The 15,669-nt window shown below is 40.6% G+C and carries 12 protein-coding genes and 1 other annotated feature; all 12 genes read right to left on the reverse strand.

What is annotated here, in order from left to right; genetic code table 11:
• Positions 1-11: 11 nt before the first annotated feature.
• The 12 genes from rplC to rplJ all read right to left on the reverse strand — a co-directional run bounded on the left by rplC (position 12) and on the right by rplJ (position 15,458).
• Positions 12-644 (reverse strand): 50S ribosomal protein L3, encoded by a 633-nt coding sequence (gene rplC / locus BAQ48_RS13820; RefSeq protein WP_000160207.1) that lies wholly within the window; start codon positions 642-644, stop codon positions 12-14.
• 34 nt (positions 645-678) lie between these two features.
• Positions 679-987 (reverse strand): 30S ribosomal protein S10, encoded by a 309-nt coding sequence (gene rpsJ, locus BAQ48_RS13825; protein ID WP_001040596.1) that lies wholly within the window; start codon positions 985-987, stop codon positions 679-681.
• A gap of 401 nt (positions 988-1,388) precedes the next feature.
• Positions 1,389-2,579: an elongation factor Tu gene (tuf, locus tag BAQ48_RS13830; RefSeq protein WP_001029613.1), complete on the reverse strand. Its 1,191-nt coding sequence runs from the start codon at positions 2,577-2,579 to the stop codon at positions 1,389-1,391.
• Positions 2,580-2,696: 117 nt separating this feature from the next.
• The gene (gene fusA, locus BAQ48_RS13835; RefSeq protein ID WP_071711513.1) at positions 2,697-4,775 is read right to left on the reverse strand and encodes an elongation factor G; all 2,079 of its coding nucleotides are present in this window, start codon (positions 4,773-4,775) and stop codon (positions 2,697-2,699) included.
• 207 nt (positions 4,776-4,982) lie between these two features.
• Positions 4,983-5,453, reverse strand: a complete 471-nt coding sequence (gene rpsG, locus BAQ48_RS13840) for a 30S ribosomal protein S7 (RefSeq protein WP_001137492.1) — start codon at positions 5,451-5,453, stop codon at positions 4,983-4,985.
• Positions 5,454-5,482: 29 nt separating this feature from the next.
• Positions 5,483-5,905: a 30S ribosomal protein S12 gene (gene rpsL, locus BAQ48_RS13845; RefSeq protein WP_001142341.1), complete on the reverse strand. Its 423-nt coding sequence runs from the start codon at positions 5,903-5,905 to the stop codon at positions 5,483-5,485.
• 114 nt (positions 5,906-6,019) lie between these two features.
• Complete coding sequence (locus BAQ48_RS13850) at positions 6,020-6,268, reverse strand: 50S ribosomal protein L7ae-like protein (protein ID WP_000121827.1); 249 nt, start codon at positions 6,266-6,268, stop codon at positions 6,020-6,022.
• 113 nt (positions 6,269-6,381) lie between these two features.
• Entirely contained in the window at positions 6,382-9,993 is a 3,612-nt protein-coding gene (gene rpoC / locus BAQ48_RS13855; protein ID WP_000567935.1) for a DNA-directed RNA polymerase subunit beta', read from the reverse strand.
• Positions 9,994-10,030: 37 nt separating this feature from the next.
• Positions 10,031-13,564, reverse strand: coding sequence for a DNA-directed RNA polymerase subunit beta (gene rpoB, locus BAQ48_RS13860; RefSeq protein ID WP_071711514.1), 3,534 nt, complete (start codon positions 13,562-13,564; stop codon positions 10,031-10,033).
• A 290-nt stretch (positions 13,565-13,854) separates the two neighbouring features.
• On the reverse strand, positions 13,855-14,454 hold the full coding sequence (locus tag BAQ48_RS13865; protein ID WP_000763285.1) for a class I SAM-dependent methyltransferase: 600 nt from the start codon (positions 14,452-14,454) through the stop codon (positions 13,855-13,857).
• Positions 14,455-14,530: 76 nt separating this feature from the next.
• A complete protein-coding gene (gene rplL, locus BAQ48_RS13870) occupies positions 14,531-14,890 on the reverse strand; it encodes a 50S ribosomal protein L7/L12 (RefSeq protein WP_000159737.1) in 360 nt (119 codons plus the stop codon).
• A 67-nt stretch (positions 14,891-14,957) separates the two neighbouring features.
• The gene (gene rplJ / locus BAQ48_RS13875) at positions 14,958-15,458 is read right to left on the reverse strand and encodes a 50S ribosomal protein L10 (protein ID WP_000048723.1); all 501 of its coding nucleotides are present in this window, start codon (positions 15,456-15,458) and stop codon (positions 14,958-14,960) included.
• 39 nt (positions 15,459-15,497) lie between these two features.
• Positions 15,498-15,642 (reverse strand) — a sequence feature (ribosomal protein L10 leader region).
• Positions 15,643-15,669: the final 27 nt, after the last annotated feature.

The raw sequence follows: 15,669 nt of genomic DNA on the forward strand, positions 1-15,669 counted from the left end.
CCTATTGTGAATTATTTGCTAACTTTCACAGCGCCTTGAACAACTACAAGAGATTTCTTAGCACCTGGAACGTTACCTTTTACTAGTAATAAGTTGCGCTCAGTGTCAACTTGAACGATTTCTAAGTTTTGGATAGTAACTTGGTCTCCACCCATACGTCCAGCAAGTTTTTTGCCTTTGAATACACGGTTCGGAGCAACTGGGCCCATTGAACCTGGACGACGGTGATAGCGAGAACCATGAGACATAGGTCCGCGAGATTGTCCGTGGCGTTTGATAACACCTTGGAAACCTTTACCTTTAGAAATTCCTGTTACATCAACGATTTCACCTGTAGCGAATACGTCAACTTTTACCTCTTGACCAACCTCTAATCCGTCCACGTCTGCATCGCGGATTTCGCGAATGAAGCGCTTAGGAGTTGTAGATGCTTTGGCAGTGTGGCCTTGTTCAGGTTTGTTAGTTAACTTTTCACGTTTATCTTCAAATCCTAACTGGATTGCATTGTAGCCATCAGTTTCAGTTGTTTTCTTTTGAAGAACAACGTTTGGATTAGCAGCGATAACTGTTACTGGGATTAACTCACCGTTCTCAGCAAATACTTGAGTCATACCGATCTTTCTTCCTAAGATTCCTTTGGTCATGAGTTACACCTCCTACATTTTTAAGTTATATAAATTATAGTTTGATTTCGATATCTACACCAGATGGTAAGTCTAAACGCATTAATGAATCTACTGTTTGTGGAGTAGGACTCACGATGTCGATTAGACGTTTGTGCGTGCGCATTTCGAATTGCTCACGAGAATCTTTGTACTTATGAACAGCACGAAGAATTGTGTAAACAGTCTTCTCAGTTGGTAATGGGATCGGACCAGAAACTGTTGCCCCAGAACGCTTAGCTGTTTCTACAATTTTCTCAGCTGACTGATCAAGAATACGGTGATCGTAAGCTTTTAAACGGATACGAATTTTTTCTTTTGCCATTATTTTCCCTCCTTCGTTCGCCTATTTCTAAAATAGACCTTCTCCATGGAAATTTCCCCACACCATGCCATGGCAAAGCGGCCGGGTGTGTCAGCAACCTTCCACTTCATCGCAGTCAAAGACCAACATTGTCTATTATACAATGTTATTCGTCTAGATGCAAGCATCTTTTTGTTTGCATCTGCTTTTCTCTACTTTTGCTATTATACATGGCACTTTAAAGAATTTCAAGTTTTCATCTGTTCTTATTCAACTTACAGTTTTTGGATGCTGTTTTTCGTTTTATATACTATAGAAGAAACTCATTCAAAAATAGAAAACACGCCTCTTTCTTCTATATTAATAAGCAATAAAAAAACTCAAGGGAGAATCCCTTGAGTTTTTAATAATCTATTTAAAGATTACTCAGCAACGATTGTAGCAACTACACCGTAACCTACTGTACGTCCACCTTCACGAATAGAGAATTTAGTTCCCTCTTCGATAGCGATTGGAGCGATAAGTTCGATAGTCATTTCGATGTTGTCACCAGGCATTACCATTTCAGTACCTTCTGGTAATTGGATGATACCAGTTACGTCAGTTGTACGGAAGTAGAACTGAGGACGGTAGTTAGCGAAGAATGGAGTATGACGTCCACCTTCTTCTTTAGATAATACGAAAACTTCAGCTTTGAATTTAGCGTGAGCTTTTACAGAACCGCTTTTTGCAAGTACTTGTCCACGTTGGATGTCTTCACGAGCAACCCCACGAAGTAAAGCACCGATGTTGTCCCCAGCTTGAGCTTGGTCAAGAAGTTTACGGAACATCTCTACACCAGTTACAGTTGTAGAAGCATTTTCTTCAGCAAGACCGATGATTTCTACTACGTCACCAACTTTAACGATACCGCGCTCAACACGACCAGTAGCAACTGTACCACGACCTGTGATAGAGAATACATCCTCTACAGGCATTAAGAATGGTTTGTCAGTTTCACGTTCTGGAGTTGGGATGTAAGCATCAACTTCAGCCATTAATTCAATGATTTTTGCTTCCCAATCAGCTTCTCCTTGAAGAGCTTTAAGAGCAGAACCTTTGATTACAGGAATGTCGTCGCCTGGGAATCCGTATTCAGATAATAGGTCGCGAACTTCCATTTCTACTAATTCTAATAATTCTTCGTCGTCTACCATGTCGCATTTGTTTAAGAATACAACGATGTAAGGAACACCTACTTGACGAGAAAGAAGGATGTGCTCACGTGTTTGAGGCATTGGGCCATCAGCAGCAGATACTACTAAGATACCGCCGTCCATTTGAGCAGCACCAGTGATCATGTTTTTAACATAGTCAGCGTGACCTGGGCAGTCAACGTGTGCATAGTGACGAGTTTCAGTTTCGTACTCAACGTGTGCAGTTGAGATTGTGATACCGCGCTCTCTTTCTTCTGGAGCAGCATCGATTTGATCGTATCCGCGTGCTTCAGCACCACCAGCTTTTGCAAGAACTGTAGTGATCGCAGCAGTTAATGTAGTTTTACCATGGTCAACGTGGCCGATTGTACCGATGTTAACATGGGGTTTAGAACGTTCGAATTTAGCTTTAGCCATTCTAAATTCCTCCTTAGTTTATATAGGTTATTTTATATTTAGTCTAGAAAGTGAAACTTGCGCCCCACTTTCTAAGCTTACATAAGTAGTTATACTTGAACAATCGATAAAAATCAATTATTCACCTTTATTTTTTTTAATAATTTCTTCTGAAACAGACTTTGGTACTTCTTCATAATGATCAAATGTCATTGAGAATGTTCCGCGTCCTTGAGTGTTAGAACGTAATGCTGTCGCATAACCGAACATTTCAGAAAGTGGAACCATAGCGCGAACAACTTGTGCGTTACCGCGAGCTTCCATACCTTCTACACGTCCACGACGAGACGTTACGTCACCCATGATGTCTCCCATGTACTCTTCAGGAATTACAACTTCAACTTTCATCATTGGCTCAAGAATTACTGGGTTACATTTAGAAACCGCAGCTTTAAGTGCCATAGATGCAGCGATTTTGAACGCCATCTCAGATGAATCGACATCATGGTAAGAACCGTCAACTAATGCTGCTTTAATGTCAACTAGTGGGTAACCAGCTAGTACACCATTTTTAAGTGAGTCTTCAAGACCCGCTCCAACAGCTGGGATGTATTCACGAGGAACTACACCACCGACGATTTTGTTTTCGAATTCGAAACCTTTACCTTCTTCGTTAGGTGCAAACTCAATCCAAACGTGACCGAATTGTCCACGTCCACCAGATTGACGAGCAAACTTACCTTCAACTTTCGCAGCAGCGCGGAAAGTCTCACGGTATGCTACCTGAGGAGCACCAACGTTTGCTTCAACTTTGAATTCACGGCGCATACGGTCAACGATGATATCAAGGTGAAGTTCACCCATACCAGCGATGATTGTTTGGCCAGTTTCTTGGTCAGTGTGAGCACGGAATGTTGGATCTTCTTCAGAAAGCTTAGATAAAGCTGTACCCATTTTATCTTGGTCAGCTTTTGATTTTGGTTCGATAGCTACAGAGATAACTGGCTCTGGGAATTCCATAGACTCAAGGATAACAAGGCTCTTCTCGTCACAAAGAGTATCACCAGTAGTAGTATCTTTTAAACCTACAGCAGCAGCGATATCACCAGCGTAAACTGTTGAAATCTCTTCACGGCTGTTAGCGTGCATTTGTAGGATACGACCTACACGCTCACGCTTACCTTTAGTTGAGTTTTTCACGTATGATCCAGAGTTTAACACACCAGAGTACACACGGAAGAACGTTAACTTACCAACATAAGGGTCAGTCATGATTTTGAATGCTAAAGCTGCGAATGGTTCTTCATCGCTAGACTTACGTTCTACTTCTTCATCTGTATCCGGAAGAGTACCTTTGATAGCAGGTACATCTAATGGAGATGGTAGGTAGTCGATAACTGCGTCTAACAGAATTTGAACACCTTTGTTTTTGAATGCAGAACCACAGATTACTGGGAAGAATTCTACAGAAGTTGTAGCCTTACGGATACCAGCTTTAAGCTCTTCTACAGTGATTTCTTCGCCTTCTAGGTACTTCATCATCATTTCTTCATCAAGCTCAGCTACCGCTTCAATAAGCTTTCCACGGTATTCTTCAGCTAGTTCTTTGTGCTCTTCAGGAATTTCAACACGTTGAATGTCTGTTCCTAAATCGTTACCGTACATGTAAGCACATTCTTCAACAAGGTCAATGATACCATTGAACTCATCTTCAGCACCGATTGGTAACTGAATTGGGTGTGCGTTTGCTTGTAAACGATCGTGGATTGTTCCTACAGAGTATAAGAAATCTGCACCGATTTTATCCATTTTGTTAACGAATACGATACGAGGTACGCCGTAAGTAGTAGCCTGACGCCAAACAGTTTCTGTTTGTGGTTCTACACCAGATTGTGCATCAAGTACTGCTACTGCGCCATCAAGTACGCGTAAAGAACGTTCTACTTCTACTGTGAAATCTACGTGACCTGGAGTGTCAATGATGTTTACACGGTGACCTTTCCATTGTGCTGTAGTTGCAGCAGAAGTAATTGTGATACCACGCTCTTGCTCTTGCTCCATCCAGTCCATCTGAGATGCACCTTCGTGAGTTTCACCGATTTTATGAATACGTCCTGTGTAATACAGAATACGCTCAGTTGCTGTTGTTTTACCAGCATCGATGTGAGCCATGATACCAATATTACGAGTGTTTTCTAAAGAGAACTCTCTTGCCATTTGGTGTCTTGCTCCTTCCATATATGGATTGGATTTTTTATTTTAAGTAGCAAAAAAGCCACTTTATATTGTTACACATGTCAGTATGTCCAGTACCCTCATTATGTAAAACGAGCGCCCAACGAAAGGGAGAGGCATTCTCCCTCTCCACACTTCCATAAGCGACAAATAAAGCGGTTTATGCTTACATTTATTTTACGTTGAATCCTACCAACGGTAATGAGCAAATGCTTTGTTAGCTTCTGCCATTTTATGAGTGTCTTCACGTTTCTTAACAGATGCACCAGCGTTGTTAGCTGCATCTAAGATTTCGTAAGCTAGACGCTCTTCCATAGTTTTTTCACCACGAAGACGAGCATAGTTTACTAACCAGCGAAGACCTAAAGTTGTACGGCGTTCTGGACGAACCTCAACTGGAACTTGGTAGTTAGCACCACCAACACGACGAGCACGTACTTCAAGAACAGGCATGATGTTCTTAAGAGCTTGCTCGAATACTTCCATTGGTTCTTTATCTGAACGTTCACGAACGATATCGAAAGCGTTATAAAGAATTGTTTGAGATTTACCTTTTTTACCGTCAACCATCATTTTGTTGATTAGGCGTGTTACAAGTTTCGAATTGTACATTGGATCTGGTAACACGTCACGTTTTGCAACAGGTCCTTTACGAGGCATATTGAGTTCCTCCTTTCATTTTAAAGTTATTATTTTTTAGCAGGTTTTGGTCTCTTAGTACCATATTTAGAACGTCCTTGCATACGTTTGTCAACACCAGCTGTGTCAAGCGCACCACGAACGATGTGGTAACGTACCCCCGGTAAATCCTTTACACGACCACCGCGAATTAATACTACGCTATGCTCTTGTAGGTTATGACCGATACCTGGGATGTAAGCTGTAACCTCGATACCGTTTGTTAAACGTACACGAGCGTATTTACGTAACGCTGAGTTAGGTTTCTTTGGAGTCATTGTACCAACACGAGTACATACACCACGTTTTTGAGGTGCAGAGATATCAGTTGATTTTTTCTTTAAAGAGTTGAACCCTTTGTTTAACGCAGGTGATTTAGATTTCCATACTTTATCAGTACGACCATTTCTCACTAATTGGTTAATAGTAGGCATTTGATTATCCTCCCTTCGCATGTTTGTATGACCACATATCCAGGTGGTTCATTATTAGTTGAAAACAAAGTTTTTGCAAGGGAGAGCAAATGCTCTCTCCTCACAAAAACAGTTTTAACTTATTATTCCTATTGCTGAAGCTCCTACTTGAATCCCCGAAACTTTTCCAAGTTTACGAACTGATTCAACTTTTGTTATGGGTATGTTATGTTGCAGAGCAGTACGAGTGATAATATGGGTTAACCGCATATCAGCATCTTCTGCAATAACAACTTCTTTAACTATACCGTTTTTGATTGCTTCCAATGTACGTTTATGACCAACGACTACATTTTCAGCATTTGACACTTTTTGATAAGACATATAAATATCCTCCAAAGCATCGTTCAGGAGCAACCTTGCTTATAGTAACATTTTGACTCATACAATGTCAACTAGGATTAACTGTTTTTATACAAAATTTACGACGGAAAATTTTACTGTTCCACATAAACTTCATCGTTCTCTACATTCATGTCATCTTGTGTTGTTTTTACAAGATCCACTTTGCGATAACGATTCATACCTGTTCCAGCAGGAACAAGTTTACCGATAATAACATTTTCTTTCAATCCTAGAAGTTCATCGCGTTTACCTTTAATTGCTGCATCAGTTAAGACACGAGTTGTTTCTTGGAACGATGCTGCAGATAAGAATGAATCTGTTTCAAGTGAAGCTTTTGTAATACCAAGTAGAACAGGTCTAGCTGTTGCTGGTTGTTTACCTTTCAGTAACACCTTCGCATTCGCATCAGTAAACTGATGGATATCTAGTAACGTTCCTGGTAATACATCTGTTTCACCTGCATCACTTACACGAACTTTACGTAGCATCTGACGTACCATTACTTCTACGTGTTTGTCACCAATTTCTACCCCTTGCATACGGTATACTTTTTGAACTTCACGTAATAAGTATTCTTGTACTGCTGTAATGTCCGTTACTTTTAGTAATTCTTTCGGATCAATAGAACCTTCTGTTAACTCTTTACCGTGGCTAATTGGCTGTCCTAGAGTTACTTTCAGACGAGCACCGTAAGGAATAGCATACGTACGAGCTTCTACTTCACCCTGTACAACTACTTCTTGACGATCTTTAACATCGTTGATCGCTGCGATAACACCGTCGATTTCACTGATAACTGCCTGACCTTTCGGATTACGAGCTTCGAAGATCTCTTGGATACGAGGTAAACCTTGAGTGATATCATCTCCGGCAACCCCACCTGTATGGAACGTACGCATCGTTAACTGTGTACCTGGCTCACCGATAGATTGAGCTGCGATAATACCTACCGCTTCTCCTACTTCTACGTCTGTACCAGTTGCTAAGTTACGACCGTAACACTTCTTACATACACCATGGCGAGTGTTACACGTAAACGCTGAACGAATGTTTACAGTTTCAACACCCGAATTTTCAACGATATGAGCGATATCTTCAGTAATTAATTGATTTTCACCAACTAATACTTCACCTGTTTCAGGATGTTTTACAGTTTTTCTTGCAAAACGTCCAACAAGACGATCATATAACGACTCAATAACTTCATTACCCTCTTTAATCGCACCGATTAGTAAACCACGATCTGTTCCACAATCATCTTCACGAACGATTACATCTTGTGCAACGTCAACTAGACGACGTGTTAAGTAACCAGAATCGGCAGTTTTAAGTGCTGTATCGGCAAGACCTTTACGCGCACCATGCGTAGAAATGAAGTACTCAAGTACTGTTAAACCTTCACGGAAACTTGATTTGATCGGAAGTTCGATGATACGACCAGATGGATTGGCCATCAGACCACGCATACCAGCAAGCTGAGTAAAGTTCGATGCGTTACCACGGGCACCGGAATCACTCATCATGAAGATCGGGTTGCGTTTATTCAAGGACTTCATCAGTTTTCCTTGGATAACATCTTTTGCATTACTCCAAATAGAGATAACGCGATCGTAACGTTCTTCTTCCGTGATTAAACCGCGACGGAATTGTTTAATTACATTATCTACTTTTGCTTGTGCTTCGTGGAGAATTTCATCTTTTTCACCTAATACAAGAATGTCAGATACCCCAACTGTAATACCAGCTTTTGTAGAGTACTTAAATCCTAAGTTTTTCATACGGTCAAGCATGCGAGACGTTTCTGTAATTTGGAAACGTTTGAACACTTCCGCAATGATGTTACCAAGGATCTTCTTGCTAAATGGTGCCACTTCTTCGCGACTAGCAATAATTTCTTTAATGTTCGCACCTTTTTCAACGAAATATTTCGCTGGTGTTTCTTTTTCAAGGTTTGAGTTTGTTGGCTCATTAATATAAGGGAACGACTCTGGTAAGATTTCGTTGAATATTAATTTACCAACTGTTGTTAATAGAAGCTTACTCTTTTGCTCTTCAGTAAACGTTACATTATTTACTGAGCTTGCAGCAACTGCAACACGTGTGTGCAGATGTACATATCCATTTTGATATGCAAGTATTGCTTCGTTTGCATCTTTGAAGACCATACCTTCACCGATTGCGCCTTCACGCTCAAGTGTTAAGTAGTAGTTACCTAATACCATATCCTGAGATGGAGTAACAACTGGTTTACCGTCTTTCGGGTTCAAGATGTTTTGTGCCGCTAACATAAGAAGACGAGCTTCAGCTTGTGCTTCTGATGATAAAGGTACGTGAACGGCCATTTGGTCACCGTCAAAGTCCGCGTTGTATGCAGTACATACAAGTGGGTGAAGACGGATTGCGCGACCTTCTACTAATGTAGGTTCAAACGCCTGGATACCAAGACGGTGAAGTGTTGGTGCGCGGTTTAGAAGTACCGGATGCTCTTTGATCACAGACTCTAAAACGTCCCAAACTTCAGGTTGTACACGCTCGATTTTACGTTTCGCACTCTTAATGTTGTGTGCTAATCCTTTTTCAACTAACTCTTTCATAACGAAAGGCTTGAACAGTTCAAGCGCCATTTCTTTCGGTAATCCACATTGGTACATCTTTAAGTTCGGTCCTACAACGATTACAGAACGGCCAGAGTAGTCAACACGTTTACCTAATAAGTTTTGACGGAAACGTCCTTGTTTACCTTTAAGCATGTGAGATAGTGATTTTAATGGACGGTTACCTGGTCCAGTTACCGGACGGCCACGACGACCATTATCGATTAATGCGTCTACAGCTTCTTGTAACATACGTTTTTCGTTTTGAACGATGATGCTTGGTGCACCTAAGTCCAATAGACGTTTTAAACGGTTGTTACGGTTAATTACACGACGGTATAAGTCGTTTAAGTCAGAAGTAGCAAAACGTCCACCATCTAACTGTACCATTGGGCGAAGTTCTGGTGGGATAACTGGTAGAACATCTAAGATCATCCAAGATGGTTCATTTCCAGAGTTACGGAATGCTTCTAATACTTCTAGACGTTTAATAGCACGAGTACGGCGTTGTCCTTGTGCTGTTTTTAATTCTTCTTTTAAGAAGTCTACTTCTTTATCTAAATCGATATCTTGTAGTAGTTTTTTAATCGCTTCTGCACCCATAGCAGCTTGGAATGTGCTACCATATCGGTCACGATATGCACGGTATTCTTTTTCAGAAAGTAATTGCTTCTTATCAAGTGGTGTATCTCCACTTTCTGTTACAACATAAGAAGCGAAATAAATTACTTCTTCAAGCGCGCGAGGGGACATGTCTAAGACAAGTCCCATGCGGCTCGGGATACCTTTGAAATACCAAATATGAGATACAGGAGCAGCTAATTCGATATGACCCATACGTTCACGACGAACTTTTGCACGCGTTACTTCAACGCCACATCGATCACAAACTACACCTTTATAACGTACACGTTTGTATTTTCCGCAATGACATTCCCAGTCCTTTTGTGGTCCGAAAATACGCTCACAGAACAAGCCATCTTTTTCAGGCTTTAACGTACGATAGTTAATAGTTTCTGGTTTCTTAACTTCACCGTATGACCAAGAACGAATCTTGTCAGGTGAAGCAAGTCCAATCTTCATATATTCAAAGTTATTTACATCTATCAAGGGGCCTACCTCCCTTTTAGTCTACAGGTTATCCCAATTATTCCTTAGTTGTCTCAACTTCAACATTCAATTTATCTGCTGATTGATGATCATCATCATCTTCCGTATCACGCATTTCAATTTCTGTATCGTCGCTAGACATCATTTTAACGTCCATACCTAAACTTTGAAGCTCTTTAATCAATACTTTGAATGATTCTGGAACTCCTGGTTCTGGAACATTTTCGCCTTTAACAATTGCTTCATACGTCTTAACACGTCCAACAACGTCATCAGACTTCACAGTTAAGATTTCTTGAAGAGTATAAGCAGCACCGTAAGCTTCAAGTGCCCAAACCTCCATCTCACCGAAACGCTGTCCACCGAACTGAGCTTTACCTCCAAGAGGTTGCTGCGTTACAAGTGAGTATGGTCCAGTAGAACGAGCATGAAGTTTATCGTCAACCATGTGCGCAAGTTTGATCATATACATGACACCAACAGATACACGGTTATCGAATGGTTCACCAGTACGTCCGTCATACAGGATTGTTTTCGCGTCATTTGCCATACCAGCTTCTTCAATCGTGCCCCAAACATCTTCCTCACGAGCACCATCGAATACTGGTGTTGCAATGTGAATACCAAGGTATCTTGCTGCCATACCAAGATGAAGCTCTAATACCTGACCGATATTCATACGAGATGGTACCCCTAATGGGTTTAACATGATATCGATTGGCGTACCGTCTGGTAAGTAAGGCATATCTTCTTCTGGTAAAATACGAGAGATAACACCTTTGTTACCGTGACGTCCGGCCATCTTGTCACCTTCAGAAATTTTACGTTTTTGAACGATATATGCACGTACAAGTTGATTCACGCCTGGTGGCAATTCATCGCCATCTTCACGGTTGAATACTTTTACGTCTAAGATAATACCGCCACCACCGTGTGGTACACGTAGTGATGTATCACGTACTTCACGTGCTTTTTCCCCAAAGATAGCGTGTAATAGACGTTCTTCAGCTGTTAATTCTGTTACACCTTTAGGTGTTACTTTACCAACAAGTAAGTCTCCATCTTTTACTTCAGCACCAACGCGAATGATACCGCGCTCGTCAAGGTTGCGCAATGCATCTTCCCCAACGTTTGGAATGTCACGTGTAATTTCTTCTGGTCCAAGCTTCGTATCACGGGCTTCTGACTCATATTCTTCAATATGAATAGAAGTGTACACATCATCTTTTACAAGGCGCTCACTCATAATGATCGCATCCTCGTAGTTATAACCGTCCCAAGTCATGAAGCCAACAAGCACGTTACGTCCAAGTGCTAGTTCACCTAATTCCATAGAAGGACCATCCGCAAGGATTTCACCTTTTACAACTTCATTTCCGACACTTACGATTGGACGTTGGTTGTAGCAAGTTCCTTGGTTAGAACGAATGAATTTTTGCATTTTGTAGCGATCTAAGTCGCCTTTTACTGTTTGACCGTCAACTTCTACATAACGACGTACCCAAACTTCACGTGCTTCTACGCGTTCAACAACACCAGGGTGTTTACAGATTACTGCAGCACCTGAGTCTTTTGCTGATACGTACTCCATACCTGTACCTACAATCGGAGATTCCGGATTCATTAACGGAACCGCCTGACGTTGCATGTTCGCTCCCATAAGTGCGCGGTTAGAGTCATCGTTTTCTAAGAACGGAATACAAGCTGTCGCTGCCGACACTACTTGTTTTGGAGATACATCCATGTAGTCGATGCGTTCTCTATTTGTCACAATGTTTTCACCACGGAAACGAGCTACGATATCTTCACTTAGGAATTCACCTTCATCAGATAATTTCATATTCGCTTGGGCTACAACATAGTTATCTTCTTCATCTGCCGTTAAGTAATCAACCTGCCCTGTTACTAAACCAGTTTCTGGGTCAACACGACGGTATGGTGTTTCAATGAAACCAAACTCATTTACTTTCGCGAACGAAGATAACGAGTTAATCAAACCGATGTTTGGTCCCTCTGGTGTTTCAATCGGACACATACGACCATAGTGAGAGTAATGAACGTCACGCACTTCAAAGCCTGCGCGCTCACGCGTTAAACCACCGGGTCCTAATGCAGATAGTCTTCGTTTGTGAGTTAACTCTGCTAATGGGTTTGTTTGGTCCATGAACTGAGATAACTGAGAACTTCCGAAGAACTCTTTAATAGATGCAATAACAGGACGAATATTAATTAGTGCCTGTGGTGTAATTGCATTTGTATCTTGAATCGACATTCTCTCACGAACAACACGTTCCATACGAGAAAGACCGATACGGAATTGATTTTGTAATAATTCTCCAACAGAACGCAGACGACGGTTTCCTAAGTGGTCGATATCATCTGTATCCCCTACTTTGTATAGTAGGTTGAAGAAGTAACTGATAGAAGCAAGGATATCACCTGGTGTGATGTGTTTGATATCACGAGTAATATTTGCATTACCAATTACATTAATTACGCGTTCGCCTTCTGACTCAGGAGCATAAATCTTAATAGATTGCAGCTCAACATCGCCTTCTACCACTCCACCCATTGGTTTCGCTGTTTTGAATCCAATGTTTTTCTCTAAGTAAGGTAAAATGCGATCAAGTGTACGACGATCTAAGATTGTTCCTTCTGCCGCTAAAATTTCACCAGTTTCTGGATCCACTAATGTTTCAGCTAAACGTTGATTAAACAATCTGTTTTTAATGTGTAACTTTTTGTTGATCTTATAGCGACCTACATTTGCTAAATCGTAGCGCTTTGGATCGAAGAAACGAGACACAAGTAAGCTCTTTGCATTTTCTACTGTTGGTGGTTCACCAGGGCGTAGACGCTCGTAAATTTCAAGCAATGCTTTTTCTGTGCTATCTGTGTTGTCTTTTTCTAATGTGTTGCTTAAGTATTCGTTATCACCTAAAAGCTCGGTGATTTCTTGATCAGAGCCAAACCCTAATGCGCGTAACAAAACAGTTACAGGAAGTTTACGCGTACGGTCAATACGCACATATACAACATCCTTAGCATCTGTCTCATACTCTAACCAAGCTCCGCGGTTTGGAATTACAGTAGCAGTAAAACCACGTTTTCCGTTTTTATCCACTTTGCCACTATAGTATACGCTTGGAGAGCGAACTAACTGGGAAACGATAACACGTTCTGCACCGTTAATTACGAATGTTCCAGTCTCTGTCATGAGTGGGAAATCTCCCATGAACACATCTTGTTCTTTTACTTCACCAGTTTCCTTGTTGATTAGACGCACTTTTACACGAAGTGGTGCTGCATACGTCACATCACGCTCTTTGCATTCGTCTACAGAGTATTTAGGTTCACCTAAGCTGTAGTCGATAAATTCAAGCGATAGATTTCCCGTAAAGTCTTCAATCGGAGAAATGTCTTGGAACATTTCTCGCAAACCCTCATCAAGAAACCACTGATAAGAAGAGGTTTGAATTTCGATAAGATTTGGTAACTCTAATACTTCACTAATACGGGCATAACTTCTTCGTTGGCGGTGGCGTCCGTATTGAACTAGTTGACCTGTCAACTGCTTCACCCCTCAAATCATGAGTATTATAAATGCACAAAAAAATTTGTGCAAAATCACAAATAAATACAACTACTGCTATTCGCGTAGTCTTTTCTCTTAAAGATAAATACGTTGAGTCTTTCTACCTGCTCAAAAAAGAAAAATGGCTTCTATAAGAAAACCATCATTCTGTTTCATAATCTGCTGATTTTACTATCTTTTCCAAGAGAAACAAAAATATACATCTTTCTCAACGCAGAAAATCATATATTGGCATTGTATAATGTTAACATAGCCAAAAATAACCGTCAACGTTTTTTTGATTTTATGATATAATATCCTTTTTTCTTTTCTACAACTTCAACTTCAGAAAACACTTCTTCTAGTTTCTTCAGTGCAGATGGTGCACCTTGCTTCTTTTGAATAACAATCCACAGTTCTCCACCTGGAACTAAATACTCCACAGCTTTTTCTAAAATCTCGTGCACGATGTCTTTCCCTGCACGAATTGGAGGATTAGATAGAATAGCAGCGTACTTGCCATCTACATTTTCATAGACGCTACTTTGAAAAATACGTATATTCTCGATTCTGTTATTAGCGGCGTTTTCTTTCGCAAGCCCAAGCGCTCTTTCATTCACATCCACCATGTGAACGTTACAGCCTTGAAACTCTTTCGCTAACGACAAACCAATAGGACCGTATCCGCAACCTACGTCTAATATATCACCTTTAATATCCGGCATTTGAAACGCTTCAATTAAAAGACGAGAACCAAAGTCCACCTCGTTTTTCGAAAACACCCCATGGTCAGATAAAAAAGTAAATCGAGATCCACGAAGGGTAAATTCCCACCGTTTACGATCACTTTTACTAGAAGGGTCGTTAGAAAAATAATGGTCTGCCATATGGCCACCTCTTTTCTTTACAGTTAAAAAAAAAGCTCGCATGAGAGCGAGCTTTTTTTAAAGCATCAAAAGTTAATTACTTAACTTCTACAGCAGCGCCAACTTCTTCAAGTTTAGCTTTCATTTCTTCAGCTTCCTCTTTAGAAACGCCTTCTTTGATTGCTTTTGGAGTGTTGTCAACTAATTCTTTAGCTTCTTTTAAGCCAAGACCAGTGATTTCACGTACAGCTTTGATAACTTTGATTTTTTGAGCGCCAGCACTTGCAAGTACTACGTCAAATTCAGTTTTCTCAGCAGCAGCTTCACCAGCGCCACCAGCTACAGCTACAGGAGCAGCAGCAGTTACGCCGAATTCTTCCTCGATAGCTTTTACTAAGTCGTTAAGTTCTAATACAGTCATAGATTTAACTGCTTCAATGATTTGTTCTTTAGTCATTGTAAATATCCTCCCTTAAATAGGTTTGTATTGTTTTATAGATAACAAGTAATTATCTTTTAAAAAATTAAGCGCCTTGCTCTTCCTTTTGGTCTGCAACTGCTTTAGTAGCAAGTGCAAGGTTACGGATTGGAGCTTGAAGAACGCTAAGAAGCATAGAAAGTAAGCCTTCACGTGATGGAAGAGTAGCGATAGCTTTAACCTCATCAAGTGTTACAAGTTTACCTTCGATTACACCAGCTTTAATTTCTAAAGCTTCATGTTTTGTAGCGAAGTCGTTTAATACTTTCGCAGGAGCAACTACATCCTCGTTACTGAACGCGATTGCGTTTGGTCCTGTTAAGAATTCGTTTAACTCAGCCATTTCAGCAGACTCTGCAGCACGACGAGTTAAAGAGTTTTTGTAAACTTTGAACTCAACGCCAGCTTCACGTAAGTTTTTACGTAATTCTGTTACTTCAGAAACTGTTAAACCACGGTAGTCAACAACGATTGTAGATTTACTTTCGCGAAGTTTTTCAGCGATTTCAGTTACAACTTGTTGTTTAGTTTCGATTACTTTGCTCATGTTATTACACCTCCTGTAGATTATATAGAAGATGTACCGAAAGTGCACTAAAAACCTCCATGCCCAACTTGTAGACATGGAGGCATATAGTCACAGAAAAAAAATTCCGTTTCGTATATTAACACCTAGGTAGGAAATTAAGTCTATTGACACCTACTGTCTACGGTACACTAATTAAATTCACAACATAAATGATTATATAAAAACTTCT

The sequence above is a fragment of the Bacillus luti genome, assembly GCF_001884105.1.
Taxonomy (GTDB): domain Bacteria; phylum Bacillota; class Bacilli; order Bacillales; family Bacillaceae_G; genus Bacillus_A; species Bacillus_A luti.